The 19,982-nt window shown below is 47.8% G+C and carries 20 protein-coding genes and 1 rRNA gene; 7 read left to right on the top strand and 14 right to left on the bottom strand.

Annotation, left to right across the window (positions count from 1 at the left end; all coding sequences use genetic code 11):
• Nucleotides 1-93: 93 nt before the first annotated feature.
• From ccmI to ccmA, 9 genes are all read right to left on the bottom strand, one after another.
• A complete protein-coding gene (ccmI, locus tag D9A03_RS14920) occupies nucleotides 94-1,326 on the bottom strand; it encodes a c-type cytochrome biogenesis protein CcmI (RefSeq protein ID WP_120498027.1) in 1,233 nt (410 codons plus the stop codon).
• On the bottom strand, nucleotides 1,323-1,826 hold the full coding sequence (locus D9A03_RS14915; protein ID WP_120498026.1) for a cytochrome c-type biogenesis protein: 504 nt from the start codon (nucleotides 1,824-1,826) through the stop codon (nucleotides 1,323-1,325). The genes ccmI and D9A03_RS14915 overlap by 4 nt, the downstream gene beginning before the upstream one ends.
• Nucleotides 1,827-1,862: 36 nt before the next feature.
• Nucleotides 1,863-2,420, bottom strand: a complete 558-nt coding sequence (locus D9A03_RS14910; RefSeq protein WP_120498025.1) for a DsbE family thiol:disulfide interchange protein — start codon at nucleotides 2,418-2,420, stop codon at nucleotides 1,863-1,865.
• Nucleotides 2,417-4,417, bottom strand: a complete 2,001-nt coding sequence (locus tag D9A03_RS14905; protein ID WP_120498024.1) for a heme lyase CcmF/NrfE family subunit — start codon at nucleotides 4,415-4,417, stop codon at nucleotides 2,417-2,419. The genes D9A03_RS14910 and D9A03_RS14905 overlap by 4 nt, the downstream gene beginning before the upstream one ends.
• Nucleotides 4,414-4,869 (bottom strand): cytochrome c maturation protein CcmE, encoded by a 456-nt coding sequence (ccmE, locus tag D9A03_RS14900; RefSeq protein WP_085901793.1) that lies wholly within the window; start codon nucleotides 4,867-4,869, stop codon nucleotides 4,414-4,416. The genes D9A03_RS14905 and ccmE overlap by 4 nt, the downstream gene beginning before the upstream one ends.
• On the bottom strand, nucleotides 4,866-5,072 hold the full coding sequence (gene ccmD, locus D9A03_RS14895) for a heme exporter protein CcmD (RefSeq protein ID WP_085907907.1): 207 nt from the start codon (nucleotides 5,070-5,072) through the stop codon (nucleotides 4,866-4,868). The genes ccmE and ccmD overlap by 4 nt, the downstream gene beginning before the upstream one ends.
• A 197-nt stretch (nucleotides 5,073-5,269) precedes the next feature.
• Nucleotides 5,270-6,004, bottom strand: coding sequence for a heme ABC transporter permease (locus D9A03_RS14890; RefSeq protein ID WP_120498023.1), 735 nt, complete (start codon nucleotides 6,002-6,004; stop codon nucleotides 5,270-5,272).
• Between the two features lie 166 nt (nucleotides 6,005-6,170).
• On the bottom strand, nucleotides 6,171-6,857 hold the full coding sequence (gene ccmB, locus D9A03_RS14885) for a heme exporter protein CcmB (protein ID WP_120498022.1): 687 nt from the start codon (nucleotides 6,855-6,857) through the stop codon (nucleotides 6,171-6,173).
• On the bottom strand, nucleotides 6,854-7,528 hold the full coding sequence (gene ccmA / locus D9A03_RS14880) for a heme ABC exporter ATP-binding protein CcmA (RefSeq protein ID WP_120498021.1): 675 nt from the start codon (nucleotides 7,526-7,528) through the stop codon (nucleotides 6,854-6,856). The genes ccmB and ccmA overlap by 4 nt, the downstream gene beginning before the upstream one ends.
• A gap of 527 nt (nucleotides 7,529-8,055) precedes the next feature.
• Between ccmA and D9A03_RS14875 the strand changes: the two genes are divergently transcribed.
• The 6 genes from D9A03_RS14875 (at nucleotide 8,056) to D9A03_RS14850 (ending at nucleotide 13,563) form a co-directional block, all read left to right on the top strand.
• On the top strand, nucleotides 8,056-8,994 hold the full coding sequence (locus D9A03_RS14875; protein ID WP_120498020.1) for a metalloregulator ArsR/SmtB family transcription factor: 939 nt from the start codon (nucleotides 8,056-8,058) through the stop codon (nucleotides 8,992-8,994).
• Nucleotides 8,995-9,000: 6 nt separating this feature from the next.
• The gene (gene metF / locus D9A03_RS14870) at nucleotides 9,001-9,864 is read left to right on the top strand and encodes a methylenetetrahydrofolate reductase [NAD(P)H] (protein WP_120498019.1); all 864 of its coding nucleotides are present in this window, start codon (nucleotides 9,001-9,003) and stop codon (nucleotides 9,862-9,864) included.
• Nucleotides 9,864-10,706 carry a homocysteine S-methyltransferase family protein gene (locus D9A03_RS14865; protein ID WP_120498018.1) on the top strand — a complete coding sequence of 281 codons (843 nt, stop codon included), beginning with the start codon at nucleotides 9,864-9,866 and terminating at the stop codon, nucleotides 10,704-10,706. Before metF ends, D9A03_RS14865 begins: the two co-directional genes overlap by 1 nt.
• 214 nt (nucleotides 10,707-10,920) lie before the next feature.
• A complete protein-coding gene (locus D9A03_RS14860; protein ID WP_305778177.1) occupies nucleotides 10,921-12,378 on the top strand; it encodes a cytochrome ubiquinol oxidase subunit I in 1,458 nt (485 codons plus the stop codon).
• The gene (cydB, locus tag D9A03_RS14855) at nucleotides 12,368-13,372 is read left to right on the top strand and encodes a cytochrome d ubiquinol oxidase subunit II (protein WP_120498017.1); all 1,005 of its coding nucleotides are present in this window, start codon (nucleotides 12,368-12,370) and stop codon (nucleotides 13,370-13,372) included. The genes D9A03_RS14860 and cydB overlap by 11 nt, the downstream gene beginning before the upstream one ends.
• Nucleotides 13,372-13,563 (top strand): hypothetical protein, encoded by a 192-nt coding sequence (locus D9A03_RS14850; RefSeq protein ID WP_120498016.1) that lies wholly within the window; start codon nucleotides 13,372-13,374, stop codon nucleotides 13,561-13,563. Before cydB ends, D9A03_RS14850 begins: the two co-directional genes overlap by 1 nt.
• A gap of 34 nt (nucleotides 13,564-13,597) precedes the next feature.
• Here the strand turns inward: D9A03_RS14850 and nadC are convergent, their stop codons facing one another.
• From nadC to D9A03_RS14825, 5 genes are all read right to left on the bottom strand, one after another.
• Entirely contained in the window at nucleotides 13,598-14,449 is an 852-nt protein-coding gene (gene nadC / locus D9A03_RS14845) for a carboxylating nicotinate-nucleotide diphosphorylase (RefSeq protein WP_174233659.1), read from the bottom strand.
• A gap of 38 nt (nucleotides 14,450-14,487) precedes the next feature.
• Entirely contained in the window at nucleotides 14,488-16,095 is a 1,608-nt protein-coding gene (locus D9A03_RS14840) for an L-aspartate oxidase (protein WP_120498015.1), read from the bottom strand.
• A 12-nt stretch (nucleotides 16,096-16,107) separates the two neighbouring features.
• On the bottom strand, nucleotides 16,108-17,130 hold the full coding sequence (gene nadA, locus D9A03_RS14835; RefSeq protein ID WP_120498014.1) for a quinolinate synthase NadA: 1,023 nt from the start codon (nucleotides 17,128-17,130) through the stop codon (nucleotides 16,108-16,110).
• A 171-nt stretch (nucleotides 17,131-17,301) separates the two neighbouring features.
• Complete coding sequence (locus D9A03_RS14830) at nucleotides 17,302-18,312, bottom strand: hypothetical protein (RefSeq protein WP_120498013.1); 1,011 nt, start codon at nucleotides 18,310-18,312, stop codon at nucleotides 17,302-17,304.
• 227 nt (nucleotides 18,313-18,539) lie between these two features.
• Nucleotides 18,540-19,049, bottom strand: coding sequence for a GNAT family N-acetyltransferase (locus D9A03_RS14825; protein ID WP_120498012.1), 510 nt, complete (start codon nucleotides 19,047-19,049; stop codon nucleotides 18,540-18,542).
• Nucleotides 19,050-19,764: 715 nt separating this feature from the next.
• Here D9A03_RS14825 and D9A03_RS14820 point away from each other — a divergent pair.
• Nucleotides 19,765-19,982: ribosomal RNA gene (locus D9A03_RS14820) — 16S ribosomal RNA — on the top strand; the annotation flags it as partial.

The raw sequence follows: 19,982 nt of genomic DNA, 5'->3' as shown, positions 1-19,982 counted from the left end.
TATTTTGCTTCCTAATGAAATTAGTGTGGTTTTTTCATTATGAAAAGCAAAAAAAATATATACAACTTCTCTAGGTCTTTCTGTTGTAGATTTTTAAAGATCAAGCTCTTGCTTTAGCTTTTGAATTTGCTCTCGTGCTGCTTCTGTATCCGGTTGTTTTTCCGCAGCGAGTTCAGCATTTTTAATGGCTTCAAGTGCATCTGATGTTCTATCAAGTGTGTGATAGGACCGTGCCAGTTGTATCCAGCCGTGCAGATCATCCGGTGTTTCTGACAAGCGATCAGCAAGTCTTTCAACCATACCGTTGATCATCTCGTTTCTATCCTCTGCACTTAATTCAGCGGCTGCGGCCATATCCTCAGCCGAAGGTCCTGTTTGGTTTTCCGCTTGTTGTTCAGCTGTTTCTGTTGGGGGCTGTGCAGGATAAGATGCGAGAAGCTTTTCCGGGTTCATCTTTTCAAGGTTGGCAAGTTCAACAATCTGGCTATCTAAAACCTGAAGCCAAGGGTCTGCTGCCGATGTGTAAGTCCGTAACGTTAACCAGAGTTTGAGTGCATCTTCGTTTGCGTTAGCCTGTGTTAAGGCAAGGCCGCTGTAGAAAAGTCCACGTGGATCACGGGGATTGAGCTCAAGGGTTTTTTTGAAAAGTTCAAGCGCATCCGACGAGACTTGACCCTCTGCCTGTGCAACCATCATTTCGGCAACCGCGCTGTAAACCATCGGGTTGGGTGGATTATTTTCCATTGCCTGACGAAAGGCTTTTTCTGCGCGGGGAAATTGTCCAATTTCTGCGTAAGTACTGCCGAGTAACATCCAACCTTCCAGATTTTGGGGGTCGTTTTCCAGTCGGGCTTGTAGCTTCTCGGCAAGTGCCATCATTTCAGTATTGCGTTGATTGTTTTGCTGTTGAGCAATCGCCATGCGTTCAGCGGCTATGTCTCGCTCGGCAAGGGGCATGCCTGGTATGCCGGGTTGTCCCAGATATATGTATAACGCTAACCCGGCGATTGGGAATGTAACGATCAAACTTCCCAATAACCCTTTCATTGCATTTGGCGAAAGGGGCTGACCTGTGGTTGAGGCTGATTGTTCCTGCCCTGCATTTAGAATCCGTCGTTGAATTTCGATACGGGCAATTTCAGCCTGAGCCTCTGCAATGTTTCCAGCTTTGAGATCCTTGTCGATTTCTTTTAGCTGGTCTTTATAAACAGCAAGATCCGATTCTGCTGTATCTGCGGGGGCTGTCTCAGCCTTTTTTGCCAGTGGTTTGATAAGAACCAGTAGAGAAAGTGCGGTTAGTGTGCCAATGATTGCCCAAAAAATCATGAGGCTTCTCCTGAATCTGAGCCTTTTGTTTTATTGTCTTTATCCAGTAGCAGATTCAAGCGTGCCTCTTCTTCCGGGCTGAGAGGATTGGCAACTTTGAGCTTTTTATTGCCACGATAAAAAAAGAACATGCCAATGCCACCGACGCCCAAAACGAGAAGAGGGCCGAACCAAAGTAAAAAAGTTGCCGTGTTAAAAGGGGGGCGGAATAAGACGAAATCGCCATAACGGGCTGAAAGATAGCTTTTCACATCCTCGTCACTATCACCGGCAACAAGCCTTTCCCTGACAACAATCCGTAGTTCTTTGGCCAGATCGGCGTTAGAGGAATCGATAGGTTCATTCTGGCAGACCAGACACCTGACCTCTTTTGATATCTCGCGGGCACGTGTCTCTAACGCAGGATCATCAAGGACTTCGTCAGGGTCGAAAGCTTTCACAGGATTGCTGTTGACTGTGAAGAGAAAAAGGACGGCTGTAAGAAGAAATAAGCCACGCATTGGTAAATAATTTCCCAGCTATAAAAATGTACCAGACTAGTTTTGTGCCTGTAGGCTGCTGATAATCGGTAAAATCTTGTCTTCCAGATCACCTGGGTTCAAAGGACCGACATGTTTGTAACGTATGGTACCCGATGCATCGACAATAAAGGTTTCCGGAACACCATAAACGCCCCATTCGATTCCAGTTCTGCTTTTGGGGTCTCTGCCGACTCTGTGATAAGGATTTCCGTTACGGTTTAACCATTTGAGAGCATCTTCGGGCTTGTCGCGATAATTAATGCCATAGAGATTTATATCGTCGCGTTTGCCCAGTTTGACCATATCCGGGTGTTCCGCAAGACAGGGAACGCACCATGATGCAAAAATATTCACAACTGATACTTTGCCATTGCTGGTCAAATCAGTTCTGGAGAAACCGGGTACACCAAGGTTTTCCAAGGCAACAAGATTGAATTCAGGTGCTGGTTTATCAATCAATACTGACGGTAAGATTTTGGGATCTCTTCCCGGTTTTGTCAGTGCCCAGAAGAAATAACCGAACAGAACCAGTGTGATCAAAAGCGGAAGCGTAAAGAGTATTTTTTTATTCATGCTGCCGCATTCCGCTGAGATTTCTGTTCACGTTTTCCTTGTTTACGTTTCCCGGCGGGGGCTCCTACTCTCAAGCGTCGATCTGCAAGAGAGAGAAAACCGGCCAAGACCATCAAGGTACAGCCAAACCATATCCAGGTGACCATTGGTTCGCGGTATATGCGAACTGTCCAGCCACCATCTTCAACCTGATCCCCGATAACGGCATAGTAGTCACCAACAAAAGTTGAATGGATCGCAGCTTCTGTGGTTGGCATTTTCTGAACGTTATAAAGGCGTTTCTGAGGTTTTAAGATGGTCATGAATTCGCCGTTCTGGCTCACGGTGAATGTGCCTTCTACAGCTTGATAGTTGGGGCCGGCGAGTTCGCGAACACCGTCGAAGCGATAATCTGTTCCGGCAACAGAGATCGTCTCGCCTGGTTTGAGAACGGCAACGTCTTCGACTTTCCATACGGATGTTGAAATCATACCTGCGACGGCAATAGCAAGACCGCCATGGGCAAGTGTCATACCCCAGGCAGAGCCGGGAAGTTTGATCATGCGTTGCCAACTTGTGGCCAGAGGCGCCCGGAAAAGCTTTATTTTATCTGCCCACTCGCTCAGGGTGCCCAACAGCATCCAAGCGGCCATGCCAAGTCCCAGAATAGCCAGAAAAGGTCCACCTTCTGTGACATACCATGCAAGTAAGATTGCTAGGATTGTTGCCAGGCCTGCATATTTTAAACGGCCAAGAACGCCGACCAAATCGGCCCGCTTCCAAGGAAGCAGGGGGCCAACGCAGACCAGCAGAAGGAGGGGAACCATAACTGGGACAAAGGTGTTGTTATAGAAAGGTGGTCCGATTGAAACGCGACCGCCGCCCAAAGCTTCCATAAAGAGTGGATAAAGTGTGCCGAGGAACACAGTTGCACAGGCAGTACTGAGCAAAAGGTTATTTAACAATAGCCCGCCTTCGCGACTGATCGGTGAGAAAATGCCACCAGCTTTGAGGGATGGGGCGCGGAAGGCAAAAAGTGCCAATGATCCGCCAATAGCAATCGCAAGAAGGAACAGAATAAAGATGCCGCGTTCCGGGTTTACGGCAAAGGAGTGAACAGAGGTCAGCAATCCTGAACGCACAATGAAGGTGCCAATAAGAGAGAGAGAGAAGGTCAGGATTGCAAGAAGAATGGTCCAGACCTTGAGAGAGTTTCTTTTCTCGACCACAATGGCGGAATGCAACAGGGCAGTTCCCATGAGCCATGGCATGAAAGAAACATTTTCTACGGGGTCCCAAAACCACCAGCCGCCCCAACCAAGTTCATAATAGGCCCACCAGCTACCCAGCGCGATTCCGCCCGTTAAAAAGGTCCAGGCGGTAAGAGTCCAGGGGCGAACCCAGCGTGCCCATGCGGCATCAACCTTGCCTTCGATAAGCGCGGCAATCGCAAAGGAAAAGGCTACGGAAAAGCCGACATATCCGACGTAGAGCATCGGTGGGTGAAAGGCCAAACCCGGGTCTTGTAAAAGGGGGTTGAGGTCGCGACCGTTTTCCGGCGGTACGAGAAGGCGGGTGAAGGGATTGGATGTAAAAATCAGGAAGGTTAAAAAGCCAACGCCAATCATTGCTTGGACTGCGAGAACCCGGGCTTTGAGCGTCACTGGCAGGTTGCGCCCAAAAGCAGCAACCGCGGCCCCGAAAACCGCAAGAATAAGTATCCATAAAAGCATAGAGCCTTCGTGGTTACCCCAAACACCGCTGATCTTATATAGCAACGGTTTGGTTGAATGAGAGTTCTCAGCGACATTGACGAGGGTAAAATCAGAAACGATGTAAGCTTGGGTCAGACAGCCAAAAGCAAGAAAAACAAAAAGTAATTGAATCAATGATGCCTGACTACCAAAAGCCATCAAGCGGCTATCAAGTCGTTCCGCGCCGATCAGGGGCAGGATTGATTGAGCAATCGCGGCAAGCAGGGCCATGATAATGGCAAACTGTCCAAGTTCAGCAATCATTCTGTTATTTGCTCCTCATCTCCGCGCCATTCTCCGGATGCTTTCAAAGCTTCAATAACTTCGGCAGGCATGTAATTCTCGTCGTGCTTTGCCAGAACTTCGTGGGCAATAAATTCACCTTTTTCATTCAGGCTACCTTCGGTAATGACGCCCTGTCCTTCGCGAAAGAGGTCAGGAAGTATGCCTTCATAGTTTACAGCGACAGTTTCTGCGCCATCTGTAATGGAAAACTTAACCTTGAGACCGCCGTCCAGCTTTTCAAAGGTTCCATCTTCGACGAGGCCACCTAATCTGAGTGCCCGACCAACAGTTACCTGTTTGGTTTTTAGGTCCGAGGGGCTGTAAAAATAGGTGATATTATCGTCCAGAGCAGTTAATACGAGTGCTGTCGCAGAGGCCAGCAAAGCAATGGCGACCACGAGTACATACATTCTACGGCTTTTCCGCGTCATGGGCGGGCTGTCTCTTCCTTGTGACCAGACTGTTTGGTTGAATTCTGCATAGTTTGGAATTCAGCCAGTTCAGCTTTGTTTTTTCGCAGGCGTTGCAAGGTTGTAACAAGTAAGCCCAACATTACAGCAGCCGTTAAAAGATAGGCCGTCCAGATGTAAGCGCCATAGTTTCCCATCGAGAGAAAATTCGTTATCTGTTCCATACTGTCCTGCGTAACCTGAGTTGTGCCGGAATTAATTATACCACTTTCCGGCTTCTTCTCTTATTTTGAAGATAGACATAATTCTATCGCTTAAACACTAGCGCATTATGTCACACTAAAACCCTAAGACTTTGATTCACATCATGATCAATATTTGTTGATCTCTCACTGATTTATCAAAGCTTTTCATTGCAATCTTAATGTGCCTTATTGACAACCGCGCGGCGATACTTGCGCAACTTGGCTTCTATAAGCTCGCTTTTGATTCGTATTAATAAAACAACGATATAGAAGAGTTTGAAGGCTACCCCCATAATCATGAGCGGCCAGAGCATTGAGGGATCAATCGACGGACCGTCAGCGCGCATGACTGAAGCTGGTTGATGAAGCGTATTCCACCAGTCCACGGAAAACTTGATAATCGGTATATTCACAAAGCCGACAATGGCAAGAACGGCGGCAGCTTTGTTTCCGCGTTCCTGTTCTTCGAAGGCGTGCATCAGGGCTATGTGGCCGAGGTAAAGAAAGAAAAGGATTAGCACAGATGTCAGGCGTGCATCCCATACCCACCAGGCCCCCCACATTGGTTTGCCCCACAGTGATCCTGTCGCCAGGGCCAGAAAGGTAAAGCCTGCACCAATGGGGGCGGATGCCTTCGCCGCCAGATCTGCAAGGGGATGCCGCCAGATCAACGAGCAAACTGACGCAATAGCGATTGACGTGTAAACAAACATGGCCATCCACGCGGATGGTACATGAATGTACATAATCCGTACGCTTTCACCCTGTTGATAATCAGGGGGAGAGGTGAAGAAAGACATGTAGAGGCCGACGGCCAGTGAGATTACTGTTAGGCCGGAAACCCATGGAAGCACCTGATTGGTCAGCTTCAAAAATCTGTTTGGATTGGCAAATCGGTGAAAGACCGACATTGTCCTTATCCCTTCAATTTACATTCTTGTGCATCAGGCACAGGTTTATTTAACGGTGAGCAGACACTAGGACAAAGATATATACCCTGCCTTGATATCAATCAATTTTGCACTTCAATCAACTTGGGTATTTATCAATCCGCCTCAACTCACTTCTTTGTGTTTTTTATTCTACCGACTGCCTTAAAGCGGCGGCTCCGGCAAGTGGGGTTATTAATAATGAAACAAGCAATATTGCGCCAAGCAACAAAAGGTGAGGTCGCGCATTTGCGATAACCGCACCAGCTTCCAGACTGTTCATGGCTGCATCAATCGCTCCGACACCAAAAATCAGTGTTGGTATATAAAGCGGGAGAACAAGCAGAGGAATCAATACGCCACCACGTCTTGCGCCAAGGGTCAGTGTTGCTGCGATAGCTCCGATTAAGCTCAGGCTTGGTGTTCCCAATATCATGGCAATCAGAAGAATCGTCATAGCGTCAGAATCCATATTAAACAGCAGCGCAATTAAGGGCGCGGCCAGAATCAATGGGAGACCCGTTGTTAGCCAGTGAGCGAAGACCTTTGCTAGGACGGCAACTTCCAGTGATGTTGAGGAGAGAATAAGTTGTTCCAGGCTTCCGTCTTCATAATCAGCAAGAAACAAACGTTCCAGAGAAAGCAAGACGGCCAGCAAAGCCGTGACCCAAATAATGCCGGGGGCAATACGCGCGAGCAAGTTAGGCTCGGGACCGAGACCAAAGGGAAACAGCATGGCGGTAAGTATAAAAAACAATACGGCCATGGTTAAATCTGATTTTTGACGGAGTGCCAGGCGCAAATCTCTTGAAACAATGTTGAGGAAGGCCTTCATACCCAGGACTCCTCATCATCTTCAACAGCAAGAAGCTCCTTGTTATAAAGCGGACTGTAATCTTGCAGATTTAATCGGTTTGGATTTTCGACATGAATGGGGCTGTGTGTCGCAAAAATAACTGACCCGCCTTTTGACCTATGTGTTTTGATGACATCTTCCAACAAAGCCACTGAGGCAACGTCCAGCCCGACAGAGGGTTCATCCAATAGCCAAACGGATCGCTCTGATGCCAGCAAGCGCGAGAGGGTTAGTCGTCTGCTTTGTCCGGATGAGAGGAGATTCGCCGGGGTGTGTTTTAGCGGAAGCATTCTGAAATGATCTAAAGCGTCGTCCAAACTTGGATCGTCTTTTGTCTTTCCCGACCAATAGGCCAGATTTTCCAAAACTGTCAAAACAGGTTTAATCGCATTTCGATGCCCTATGTAATGGATGCGTCTTTGAAAAATTTCGGGCTCTTTCGTTGCGTCTTGTCCTTGCCAGAGAAGCTTTCCAAGTTTAGGTCGAACAAGACCGGACAGCATGCGTATCAGACTTGATTTCCCGCTACCGTTTGGCCCTTCGAGAATAAGGGCCTGTCCTTGCTCAAGATTGAAGCTCAATCCGAGAAAGACAGTGCGCCCGCCTCTTATACAGGTAAGGTCTTCCCCTTGAAAAAGGCTGCTGCCCAATATCTAAACCCTTATTTTTTATTGGAACTAAGATACGAAAGGCCATCATGCCTGATCGACTCTCTTGCGTATAACTAAAAAGCGTATAGCAAAAAAAATCCCCTCTCGCCAATAAGGTGTTTCCTTATGACGCAAGGGGATCGGGAGTCTTAAAAGAGGATGCGGCTGCCAGTCGGGTATCCGGCAGCCGCTAGAGTCCAGCTTTGGGGTAATGTGGAGATCTTCAGGATCTCTAGCAGAGAGGGGAAGCTCTCTACGGTTTTGAATGTAGGACCCAATTTTGAAGGGACTTAGCCCTAAATGTGGCAAAAGGATGATTTATCGCATGCCAAGGATTCTTCATATTTTTGTAAAGATGAAGAATGGAATTTATAAAATAGTGTGAAAACAAATAGATAAATCGTTGTGTGTCGCATAAAAATAAAAAATGATCGCTATTGGGTTATTTTTTTTCTTGATAAATTACAACATAAAGATATTGTTATATTGATTTTGGCGCGCAGTTCACGCCTGGAGGAGATGTTATCGTGGAAGTTCTATTAAAAGGATTACAGTCTATTGCCGAACCAACGCGTTTACGTGTTTTGGGTCTTTGTGCCCATGCGGAATTGACTGTGAGCGAACTTGTTCAAATTCTTGGACAAAGCCAGCCACGTGTTTCCCGTCACCTAAAGTTGCTGATGGAGGCTGGTCTTCTGGAGCGTCATCAGGAAGGCAACTGGGCTTATTTCAGGCTGTCAGATAACCAGCCTTGTTCTGAGTTGGCGCGATTGGTCATTGATTTGATCCCGGCGGATGATCCCAAACTTGCTTTGGATTTTCAGCGCTTGGAAGACATCAAAGCAGAACGTGCACGCAAGGCGCAGGAATATTTCCGCAAAAATGCATCTGACTGGCATGAGATTAGATCTCTTCACATCGATACCTCTTCTATTGAAGCTGCATTCCAGGAAACGCTGCTGAGAGAGCCAGTAACTGAACTACTTGATATCGGTACAGGTACTGGTCGCGTTTTGGAACTTGTCTCTGGTGAAGTTGGCTCCATTGTCGGCTTGGATATTTCTCGCGAGATGCTGGCGATTGCCCGAAACAATATTGACCATGCGGGTTTGACAAACTGTCAGGTGCGTCAGGGGGACATGTATCAAATCCCCTTTGGGAATGCCCGCTTTGATGCGGTATGCCTAAATATGGTGCTGCACTATGCCCTCGATCCACGAATGTGTTTGCGCGAGGCCGCAAGGGTCATCAAGCCCGGAGGTCGTTTAATTCTGGTGGATTTCGCGCCCCATCGTATGGATAGCCTTCGTGATGATCATGCACATCATTGGTTGGGTTTTGATGATAAACAAATTGAAGAGTTTTGTGATGATGCAGGGTTAACCCTCTCTGATCCAGAACATCTTCCGGGTGATCCGCTGACGGTCTGCATTTGGACAGCGCGTCGCGATCCCAATACGGAGTAAGGAAGAATGAAAAGAACTGATATCAGTTTTGAACTGTTTCCGCCGGCTTCGGCAAACGGTCTTGATAATCTGACAAAGGCAGTAACGCGTCTGAAAGCTTTTGAGCCGAAATACTACTCTATTACCTATGGAGCCGGTGGTTCTGGCCAGCAGAAATCAAAAGATCTGTTGGAAAAGTTATCGAAAGATAAAGATCTGACGCTGGCTGCCCACATTACAATGGCGGGAGCCTCAAAAGCTGAAATTCTGGAAACTGTCAAAGGCTGGCGTGATCTGGGGGTGAGCCGTCTGGTGGCCTTACGGGGTGATGCAGAGGAGCCTGGTGCTGCCTTTAAACCTCACGAAAATGGTTTTCAGGATTCTGTTGAGTTTATTGCAAGCCTCAGAGAACTGGGTGATTTCGACATTGCCGTTGCGGCCTATCCTGATCCACATCCTGACAGCAAGTCACTGGCTGATGATTTGGCTTTTTTGAAGAAAAAGCAGGATGCTGGTGCCACAACGGCAATTACGCAATTTTTCTTTGAGGCTGAGAGCTATTTTCGCTTCGTAGAGGAGGCGAGAAAAGCTGGCATTACAATCCCGATTATCCCGGGCATTTTGCCGATTAATAATATTACTCAATTAAAGCGTTTTGCTGATCGTTGTGGTGCAACTATCCCGGATTGGGTCAGTAAGGCCTTTGAGGGATTGGAAGATAATCCTGAAACGGCTGCTGCTGTTGCTGTATCGCTTTGTCTGGATCTGTGCCGTGATTTGATTGATGGCGGTGTGGACGCTTTCCATTTTTATACTCTGAACCGTTCGCCTTTAACAGAAGCTGTATGCCGGCTTCTATCTATTCAAGCTGAAGAGAAGGAAGCAGCATAATGAGAAACTTTATTGATGCGCTAAACAGCCGTGTTTTATTAACTGATGGTGATTTGAAATCCGCCCTGCGTGAAGCTGCGATTGATCTCAAGCGCGCTACCTTTGGAAACGAAGACTGTCTTGCTGCTTTGAATATTTCCCGTCCGGATTTAGTGACGGCGGCTCACAAAGACTTTTTGGAAGCCGGTGCAGATGTGATCAGAACACACACGCAAGATGCTTCGCTGGATGTTTTGGCAAAATTCGATATGCAGGACGAAACCTTCATTATCAATCACCTTGCCGCTGAAGCTGCTTGTCTGGCTGTTGATTCATTGCCAGGTGGCGATCGTCGCCGATTTGTGCTGGGTGTCGCAGACCAATCCAATGCAACGGGTACGGACAACGTGCTGCGGTATGGCGCTTATATTCAAGTACAGGGATTGGTGTCTGGTGGAGTTGATGCGCTGACGTTCAAGCCTGTGTCTGATTTGGAGCAAGCACGCGCACAGTTGGCATCAGCAAGGCAGGCTCTTTTAGAGTTGGGATCTTCCGTCCCATTGCTTTTGGACTATTCCGAAGATCACGACTTTACAGATGATACCGTTGGCGATCTTGTGGATGGTGTTTGTTATGTTGAAAACGGTGATACGATAAAAGCTGGTTTCCCAGTACATCAAGTCGGCCAGAAAATCCTTGTCCATGGTGGCCGTTCTCCAAGAGAAACAGAACAGCTTGATCGGGCGTTGCGCAAAAAAGCCGCCGACGGTTACCGCCCGGTGACCCGCCCGAATGTATCTCCGCGTGAGGCTATTGTACCTGTATCCAGTTGGAATGACTATTCAGCGGTTGCCAACAACTGATTAGTATTTAGTGAAATCATAATCTTAATTGTGTGATGATAGGAAAGAGGATGCATCTGGTGAAGGTAGCATCCTCTTTTGCTATATAGAGGGTGCATTTGCGTAAAACCCTACTTTTTGTGTGAGACAAAACGCTCTTTCATGGTGTCTTGCACTTACATCCATTTGGAATGACTATAGATTCAAATCAACAACTGAGGGCATTCTGATTTGAATGCGATTGGATATGGTTGAATTTCTGGATGCTGCGTTTCTGGCGCGTGTGCAATTTGCCTTTACGATTTCTTTTCACATTGTCTTTCCGGCTTTTTCTATCGGGTTAGCGAGTTACCTTGCTGTTCTCGAAGGTCTTTGGCTCTGGACAGGCCGTGATGTTTACCTGCGAATTTTCAAATACTGGATAAAGATCTTTGCCGTTGTTTTCGGGATGGGTGTGGTTTCTGGCATTGTCATGAGTTATCAGTTCGGGACGAACTGGAGTGTTTTTTCCGACAAAACGGGGCCGATACTTGGTCCGCTGATGGGCTATGAAGTTCTGTCTGCCTTTTTCCTGGAAGCCGGATTTCTGGGAGTCATGCTTTTTGGCATGAATAAAGTCGGCAAAAAACTGCATTTCTTTGCGACGCTTATGGTGGCGATTGGTACTCTATTCTCTGCCTTTTGGATATTGTCTGTGAACTCCTGGATGCAGACACCAGCAGGCTACAGTATCAACGAAGTCGGGCAGTTTATTCCCGTGGACTGGTGGGCAGCTGTTTTCAATCCTTCATTCCCCTATCGTCTGGTTCATATGGTTTTGGCTGCTTATCTGACAACGGCCTTTGTTGTCGGTGGTGTTGCTGCGTGGCATCTGTTGCGGGACAAAACGAACCAATCTGCGCGGATCATGTTTTCAATGGCGATGTGGATGGCGGTTATCGTTGCGCCGATTCAGATTATCGCAGGTGATTTTCACGGGTTAAATACGCTGGAACATCAGCCTGCTAAAATTGCAGCGATGGAAGGGCATTTTGAAACAAGGAAAGGGGCCCCGCTTATTCTCTTTGGTTTGCCATCAATGCAGGATGAAACGGTTCATTTTGCGTTGGAAATTCCTAAACTGGGCAGCTTGATTTTAACGCATGATCTCAATGGTGAAATCAAAGGTTTGAAAGAATGGGCCCCGGAAGATAGGCCGAATGTACCAATTGTTTTTTGGTCATTTCGTGTCATGGTCGGGCTGGGATTCCTGATGGCTGCTTTAGGCGCGTGGAGTTTTCTTCGCCGCATGCAGAAAAAGCTGTATGAGACGCCTGTAATGCTACGATTTGCTACCTGGATGGCACCATCTGGATTTATCGCCCTTTTAGCCGGGTGGATTACGACAGAGGTTGGAAGACAGCCCTATACAGTTTACGGTCTGTTGCGGACATCTGATTCTATATCACCGATTGATGCCCCTGCGGTCGCAATATCTCTCCTTGCTTTTGTTGTCGTGTACTTCGCGGTGTTTGGTGTCGGTGTGGTTTATATTCTGCGTTTGATGAAGCGAACACCCGATACTGATATCCCTGATGATTATAAGCCTGATGAAGCCCCTGTACGTGCCACAAGCATGTTCCCGATCGAAAAGATTTCTGGGCATGATCAAGGATTAGCAAAAGCTTCAGGAGGTAAGGTAAATGGAAATTGATCTCGCACTTGTCTGGTCTTTGTTAATTGCGTTTGCTGTTCTTGCTTATGTTCTGCTGGATGGTTTCGATTTGGGCATTGGTATTTTGTTTCCCCTTTTTAACAAGGGAAGTGAACGTGACTATGCCATGAATACCATTGCGCCGGTATGGGATGGAAACGAGACTTGGCTGGTTCTTGGTGGGGGCGGGCTTTTTGCCGTTTTCCCCTTGGCTTATTCGGTTGTGTTACCTGCACTTTATGCGCCTTTGACCTTTATGCTGTTGGGGCTGATTTTTCGCGGTGTTGCCTTTGAATACAGGTGGCGAAGCGAGAACTCTCAAGGACTTTGGGATCTGGCTTTTTTTGGTGGTTCACTTGCCGCGGCTTTTTGTCAGGGAATTGCCTTGGGGGCCTTGGTTCAGGGCATCGACGTGATTGATCGTGCCTATGCAGGTGGATGGTGGAATTGGCTAACGCCGTTTTCACTGCTCACAGGTGTATCCGTTGTTGTGGGCTATATACTACTGGGATCGACATGGCTGATTTTAAAAACGGTTGGATCTGTTCAGGAGAAAGCTTACCGCTACGCAAAGCCGGCGTTATTCGGGCTTTTAGGCCTCATTGGTCTTGTCAGTATTTGGACGCCGTTTCTTAATCCGGAATTTCTGGCGCGCTGGTTTACCATGCCGCAAATAATCTATACGGCTCCTGTGCCTCTTCTTGTTTTGATCTCGGCGCTGGTGTTATTGCGGGGTCTTCGGGAAAAGAATGACGCTTGGCCCTTCTTTGCCAGTTTGGGATTATTTGTTCTGACTTACATAGGCTTGGGGATCAGTTTTTTCCCTTACATGGTGCCCCCGAGCCTGACAATCTGGCAAGCGGCAGCACCCGATGTAAGTCTTGAATTTTTACTTATTGGTACGGCTGTACTCGTGCCGTTAATCCTTGGCTATACGGCTTACGCTTATTGGGTATTCCGCGGGAAAGTCGATCCTGAAGAGGGGTATCATTGATGGTGACGCATAGCTCCGCGAATAAGGCATTGGCCGGATCTCCAGCAAGGGGTAAATCAGAAACTGCACCCCAATCAGAAGAACAGTGCATATGGCGTCGTTTGGGTTGGTTTGTTGGGTTATGGTTTGGCGGTGTTTTTGTTTTGGGCGTTGTTGGGTATTCCATCCGTGCCTGGCTCGGGCTGTCTTGAGTATCGGGCTTGAGTATCAGGTTTGAGTTTGGGGTTAGAGAATATCGAGCCCCAAATCCAGACAGGGGGCGCTGTGGGTTAGCCATCCCATGGAGATAACATCAACTCCGGTTTCTGCAATGGCACGTGCTGTTTCTCGGGTGATGCCGCCAGATGCTTCTGCAATGGCCTGTCCATCAATCATGGTTACGGCCTCACGCAAGGCTGGTATATCCATGTTGTCTAACAGAATGATATCCGGCTTGTGGGGTAGGGCCTGTTCTAGTTGATCAAGTCGATCGACCTCGACTTCGATTTTCACCATGTGTCCAATTTGAGATCTGGCGGTCATAATCGCTTTCCCGATATCGCCGCCAACAGCAGCGATATGGTTGTCTTTGATCATCACGCCGTCATAAAGACCAAAGCGATGATTGTGTCCCCCGCCGCACCGCACTGCATATTTTTCAAAAGCACGCAGGCCTGGGGTGGTTTTTCTGGTGCAGGTAACGCGCACAGGCAGATCGTTAACCAGATCAACGATATTACGGGTCGCAGTGGCAATTCCCGATAGATGGCCCATGTAGTTCAGGCCAACACGCTCACCGCTCAGAATTGCGCGAGCAGAACCTGTTATTGTGGCAACGATACTTCCGGGAGAGAGGCGTGTGCCATCTTCCTGCAAAACTTTAACGATCACCTGTTCTGATAACTCTGCCATTGCAGCTTTCAGAAATGCGGACCCGGAAACGATGCCCTTCTCTCTGCTTACAATTGATGCTGTCAGTTGGGCATCTTCCGGGATCATTGACTGACTTGTGAGATCCCCGGTTGATCCAAGATCTTCCAGAAGCGCGGCCTTTACGGCCTGTGAGATAAGGGGTGAGGGCAGGGGCGTTATTTTCATCGTTTAAACTTTTATTGTCTAATTATCTCTGGGGGAGTCTATGAAGCCAGCTTGATTGCAACATTTGTTGTATCTGTGGCGACATCCTTTGTTTCTTTGTTCAGTTTAAGCGTGCTGTGGCGCTGGTATTGCGGATCGCTCTTGGGGTAATCGAGACGATAGTGTCCCCCTCTGCTTTCCTTCCGCTCAAGTGCTGTCGTCGCAATCAGGCGACTGATGGTTATGATGTTTCTTAATCGAGCAGAAGCATGTGGGTTGTTTATTTCAAGATGATTCAACTCTTTCAACAGTGTTTTTAGTCCCTTTTCATCCCGGCAAAGTCCTATGTAGCGATAGTTTAGGGTTTGTAGCTGATGAATGGCTTTGTTATCGTTTTTCGCGCTGTTGGAACGAGTATTGGGGTTTTCGAAAATATCTATTTCAGGGATTTTTTTTGCCGGGTTTGCGGCAAGGAAATCACAGATATCTTTGCTGACAAGAGGGGCAAAAACCAAAGCTTCGAGCAGAGAGTTACTGGCCAGTCTGTTCGCGCCGTGCAAGCCGGTGCAGGCGGCTTCGCCACAAACCCAGAGTCCACCGAGGTTTGTTCGCCCGCGATTATCTGTTTCTATGCCACCCATATGATAGTGCGCCGCCGGGACGACGGGGATAAGGTCTTTTACCGGATCAATGCCATGATCTTCGCAGTGAGCATATACCGTGGGGAAGTGCTCGGGAAAGGCCTTGCCGATAGATTTGCGGCAATCAAGATAACAGCGATGCCCCTTTTGTATCTGCCGCCATATACCTCTGGCGACAACATCCCGTGGCGCCAATTCGGCTAGAGGATGTTCGCCGAGCATAAATCGTTTGCCTGTTTCATTCACCAACCATGCACCATCCCCGCGGAGTGCTTCGGTTGCCAAGGGCCGGGGAGTGGCCTCCACATCTATGGCCGTGGGGTGAAACTGGACGAATTCGAGATCTTTCAGTCGTGCACCAGCGCGGGCGGCCATGGCAAGTCCATCTCCGCAAGCGGCGAATGGATTGGTGGTTGCGCTGTAGATTTGCCCGATGCCGCCAGTTGCAATAATCGTGGCTTTTGCTGTGACGGCTTGCACTTCATTGTTTTCCAGAAAGGTTGCCCCAAAAACCTGATTGTTTTGGCATAGCAAATCTACGGCCTCTGCATTTTCGATAACCGTAATATGTGCAGCCTCTTTTACCCGAAGCTGCAAGACACGCATGACTTCTTTACCCGTTGAATCCCCATTGGCATGGACAACGCGTCTGTGGCTATGGGCAGCTTCCCTGCTGAGGCTCAGGCCTTTGTCATCATGGTCAAAGATCACACCGAGATCGATCAGATCGCGAATGCGTTCTGGCCCGAGATTGGTAACCAATGAGGCAATATCTTCATCTGCAATACCGCCGGCGACGGCAAGTGTATCCGCGAGATGACTTGCGGGACTATCGGCAGGGTCTAATGCCGCTGATATTCCCCCCTGTGCCCAAGTACTGGATGCTTCTTGCCCAAGCGGTCCTTTTGATAAAAGCGTTACTGCTTTGGGCGCAAGTCGTAACGCCGCCATCAAGCCAGCAAGGCCTGCGCCAATTACCAAAACATCTGTCGTTGTGCTTTTAATAGTGTTGGCGGGATTGGGCACGGGGAAGTCTCCTTAGCTTGCATCCAGCATACGTTGGACCGCGAGGCGTGCCCGATCAGCAAGGGCAGGGTCAACAGTAACCTCGTGCGTCATCGTCTTTAAAGATTCACAGATGTTCATCAGATTGATGCGCTGCATATGAGGGCAAAGATTGCAGGATCGGATGAAATTGGTGTCCGGGTTTTCAGATGCAATGTTATCCCCCATAGAACATTCTGTGATCAGGGCAACTTCGGCAGGTTTTTGCTGGGACACAAAGTTGATCATCCCTGCGGTTGATCCTGAATAGTCTGCAGCTTCGACAACTTCAGGCGGACATTCCGGGTGTGCAAGAACAGTGACATTGGGGTGCGTTTTACGAAGCTGCTTGACCTGACGTGCCGTAAAGCGTTCGTGTACTTCGCACTCGCCTTCCCATGTCAAAATTTCAACGTTGGTTTCGGTGGCCACATTCGCGGCAAGAAAGCGGTCGGGGATCAAGAGCACCCGATCAACGTCCAATGATTCAACAATCTTTACGGCATTTCCTGATGTGCAGCAGATATCTGATTCAGCTTTTACTTCGACGGAGGTATTCACATAGGTCACAATTGGAACATCGGGGTACTTTTTGCGAAGATTACGGACATCTTCGCCTGTGATGGAATCTGCCAGAGAGCACCCGGCTTTGGGGTCCGGTATCAAAACGGTTTTGGACGGGTTAAGAAGCTTTGTTGTTTCTGCCATGAAGTGAACGCCGGCCATGACAATGACATCGGCTTCGACATCAACCGCCTTTTGTGCAAGGGCCAGTGAATCCCCCACGATGTCAGAAACGCAGTGATAGATATCTCTGGTCTGATAATTGTGGGCGAGCACAACGGCATTGCGTTCCTTCTTCAAACGCAGGATCTCATCAACATAGGGCGCAAAGTCGGGCCATTCTTCCTTACTGATGGCGGGGTAAACCTTCTCAAAGACAGAGGCGGTGCGCTCTGCCACTTCCGGTGTGTAGGTGAATTCTTCTGTCTCTGCGGCTGCAGTACTGGCAGGCATGCTAACCTCTTTTGCTCTGTTTGAGTATAAGGGGGCTATAAAAAAAGACGGGCGCTCCCTGTTTCTGCTTATGCTACAAGTGAGTATTACCCTGGTCAAGCTTATTATGCTCAATATTAGTATAAGTAGTGTTAGAGCCTGAGATGACTCGGGTTTTGATGGATGGAAGATTTAGTTTTGACGAACACCTAATGCCTGACGTTCCATCAGGACTTCGCGCCGAAACCTAAATTGGCTGGCAGGGCGGCCCCCTGTTTGGCTTTCGATTTTCCCTGTAGCTTCAACCAGCCCCTTTTTCTCGATCAGGCGCCGAAAGTTCTGTTTATGAAGCAGTGACCCCGATAGGGCCTCGACAACTTTCTGGAGTTGCAACAGCGTAAAGGTTGGGGGCATGAGTTCAAACACGACGGGGCGATATTTTATCTTGCCTCGTAATCGCCCGATAGCGGTTGCCAGAATGCGTCTGTGATCCAGTGCCATTGCCGTACCACGGTGATCACTAATTTCTCCGCTACTCAGGCTGTCCTGGCGTTCTGCGACCAGACTTGATTCATAGAGCAGTTCGTATCTTTCCAGAACCAGTTCGTCGTTCCAAGGGGTGTCATCCAATCCAAAGGTAATACAGGTGCGCTCGTAACGATCTTTTTGCTCGTCGTTATTCTGGGCATCTTTAATCCATTTCCGCAAAGCGGGGATGATATCGCTCTCTAATATAGTAGGGGTGCCATCGCGCCAGTCTTCCCAAGGGAAGAAACGATACCAATCCTGCCAAACCGCATTTTCAATCGCTGTCGGGCCGGTGTCCTGTACCAGAGCGAGGTAACCGACAGATACCAGACGGGCTCCGCCTGCTTCTTCGCGAGGGTCGCGTCCTTCGTTCCCGAATGTGTAGAGCTGCTCGACATATCCGATGTCATGATCTGTCTGTTCTTCCACCCACGACCTCAGCCCAGCTTCAAGCGTGCGATGTTTCAGCGGGTAAAAGGGGCCAAAGGGAAGCGCTTCATGTCGATTGTCATGGGGTAAGGCCGTCCTTTCGGTCAGGGTCTCATGCTGTGCGGTAAGTGTTTCAGAAGTATGTTGAACCACAAGAACCTTTGGCTGCTCTTCTATAATAGCAACAATAACGGCATTCAATCCGATCACGACCTGTCCGTTTGTTGGTTCTGCACTCGTATTCATACTTAATTAGCCCCTTTCGCTTAAGCCTCTAAGATCACAGAGGAATTGAGATTAGGCAAGATAGCTTGAAAGTGCGACGGCAATATTACGGAAAATTCCTTCTTACGCTTAAGATCAGCTTCGATCATATGGTGCTTTAATGAATATACGAGAAATTTATAAAAGGTCTGCTTATAAGATACGTGTATAGAAGGCGCTATTTAGCAAAGTCACTTTGGCGTGACGTCTTATGTGAGTGGCAAGCGCATAAGTACCTCGTCATAATAGCGGTCTTCAATTTTAAGTGCTCTGGGTTCGGTCCCGTATTCGATAAAGCCCAGCTTCTTGTATAAGGTGATAGCTGAGACATTTGAAGCAACCACAGTTAAGAGAATCTCCTCCGTGGTTTCTTTTGCGATTTTGATGATTTGTAAAACAAGCTGTTTTGCTAATTCGTTGCCGCGTGCTTCCGGTTTTATATACATGCCCCAAAGTGTTCCTTTGTGTTTGAGCTTCTCTTTAGGGGAAAGTGCTAAAGCTGCAATGCCAACAAGTGTGTCTGTATTACGATAGACACCAAAGACATCATGGTTTTCTAGAAGTGTATAATAATAAGAACGCGCGTTGGTGGATTCATCCCTGTAGGATGCGCCAAAAGCTTCAGGTGTATCTTTTAGACCTTCCAATCTGAGCTCTTTATAGAGGTCGACGTCGCTGGGAGGGATTCTTTTGACAGTATAATTGTTATCAATAGGCATCTTCAGTTCAGAATCCTGTTTTCGTTTGGGGTGATTCGATGAAATTAGGGCGAATCTCTCGGCGCGAAAGTTCTTTTTTAATAATTCATGGAAGAATCATGCATATTCTCTGTAGAGATTCGCATTTAGATTCAGGGATTCTTTATGGATTTGCTCTAATTATCCCACGAATTTACTTTGTGTGAATCTCGTCATTTCAGAAAACATCACAGACAAGGGTATTTTGAGTAATAAACTTACGCAAAACACCCTTGTGACGGTAATATTAAAAAAATGTGAGTTTTTTGCAAAAAGGTCTTTGACAGTATGTTGGTGTAGGCCTATAAGGTCGCTCACCGACGGGGCAGGTGCTTTGGCGGTACATCGGAAAGGTGGAGTAAAAACAGACAGTTAGCGGAAGTTTTACAGAAGCTGGCTTGAGGATTTGGATAGGATTTGTTCCTTGAAAAAGTTTTTACAAAAATGTTTCAGATGTTCCTTGACGGTAGGGAAAAAGACTATATATATCGTCTAGCTTTTCGGGGCCGGGTTTTTTTGGTTCTGGTTTAGTGAATAGTTGTTTGACATTGTTGATATGAATTGGAAGGGATGCGTGGACGGCGGTTTGTTGTTTATGGCGATGAGCTAGCTAGTTTCATGTATCTTATTCGAAATAAGTTACACAAAACCTAGTCAGTAATAGAATTTGAGTTCTGTTTTAAGACAGAAGTCAGGTCAACTTGAGAGTTTGATCCTGGCTCAGAACGAACGCTGGCGGCAGGCTTAACACATGCAAGTCGAACGAGAAGGTTCTTTCGGGAACTGGACAGTGGCGCACGGGTGAGTAACGCGTGGGAATCTACCATGGAGTGGGGGATAACAGTTGGAAACGACTGCTAATACCGCATACGACCGGAGGGGGAAAGATTTAGTGCCCTATGATGATCCCGCGTT

The sequence above is a fragment of the Kiloniella sp. EL199 genome (assembly GCF_900313065.1).
Lineage (GTDB): Bacteria > Pseudomonadota > Alphaproteobacteria > Kiloniellales > Kiloniellaceae > Kiloniella.
This window is presented reverse-complemented; position numbering and strand designations above follow the sequence as displayed.

Bases quoted from the DNA above. Each gene is read 5' to 3' on its own strand.
- ccmI (WP_120498027.1), bottom strand. From the start codon at position 1,326: ATGATTTTTTGGGCAATCATTGGCACACTAACCGCACTTTCTCTACTG.
- D9A03_RS14915 (WP_120498026.1), bottom strand. From the start codon at position 1,826: ATGCGTGGCTTATTTCTTCTTACAGCCGTCCTTTTTCTCTTCACAGTC.
- D9A03_RS14910 (WP_120498025.1), bottom strand. From the start codon at position 2,420: ATGAATAAAAAAATACTCTTTACGCTTCCGCTTTTGATCACACTGGTT.
- D9A03_RS14905 (WP_120498024.1), bottom strand. From the start codon at position 4,417: ATGATTGCTGAACTTGGACAGTTTGCCATTATCATGGCCCTGCTTGCC.
- ccmE (WP_085901793.1), bottom strand. From the start codon at position 4,869: ATGACGCGGAAAAGCCGTAGAATGTATGTACTCGTGGTCGCCATTGCT.
- ccmD (WP_085907907.1), bottom strand. From the start codon at position 5,072: ATGGAACAGATAACGAATTTTCTCTCGATGGGAAACTATGGCGCTTAC.
- D9A03_RS14890 (WP_120498023.1), bottom strand. From the start codon at position 6,004: ATGTCGGTCTTTCACCGATTTGCCAATCCAAACAGATTTTTGAAGCTG.
- ccmB (WP_120498022.1), bottom strand. From the start codon at position 6,857: ATGAAGGCCTTCCTCAACATTGTTTCAAGAGATTTGCGCCTGGCACTC.
- metF (WP_120498019.1), top strand. From the start codon at position 9,001: ATGAAAAGAACTGATATCAGTTTTGAACTGTTTCCGCCGGCTTCGGCA.
- D9A03_RS14865 (WP_120498018.1), top strand. From the start codon at position 9,864: ATGAGAAACTTTATTGATGCGCTAAACAGCCGTGTTTTATTAACTGAT.
- D9A03_RS14860 (WP_305778177.1), top strand. From the start codon at position 10,921: ATGCGATTGGATATGGTTGAATTTCTGGATGCTGCGTTTCTGGCGCGT.
- cydB (WP_120498017.1), top strand. From the start codon at position 12,368: ATGGAAATTGATCTCGCACTTGTCTGGTCTTTGTTAATTGCGTTTGCT.
- D9A03_RS14850 (WP_120498016.1), top strand. From the start codon at position 13,372: ATGGTGACGCATAGCTCCGCGAATAAGGCATTGGCCGGATCTCCAGCA.
- nadC (WP_174233659.1), bottom strand. From the start codon at position 14,449: ATGAAAATAACGCCCCTGCCCTCACCCCTTATCTCACAGGCCGTAAAG.
- nadA (WP_120498014.1), bottom strand. From the start codon at position 17,130: ATGCCTGCCAGTACTGCAGCCGCAGAGACAGAAGAATTCACCTACACA.
- D9A03_RS14830 (WP_120498013.1), bottom strand. From the start codon at position 18,312: ATGAATACGAGTGCAGAACCAACAAACGGACAGGTCGTGATCGGATTG.
- D9A03_RS14825 (WP_120498012.1), bottom strand. From the start codon at position 19,049: ATGCCTATTGATAACAATTATACTGTCAAAAGAATCCCTCCCAGCGAC.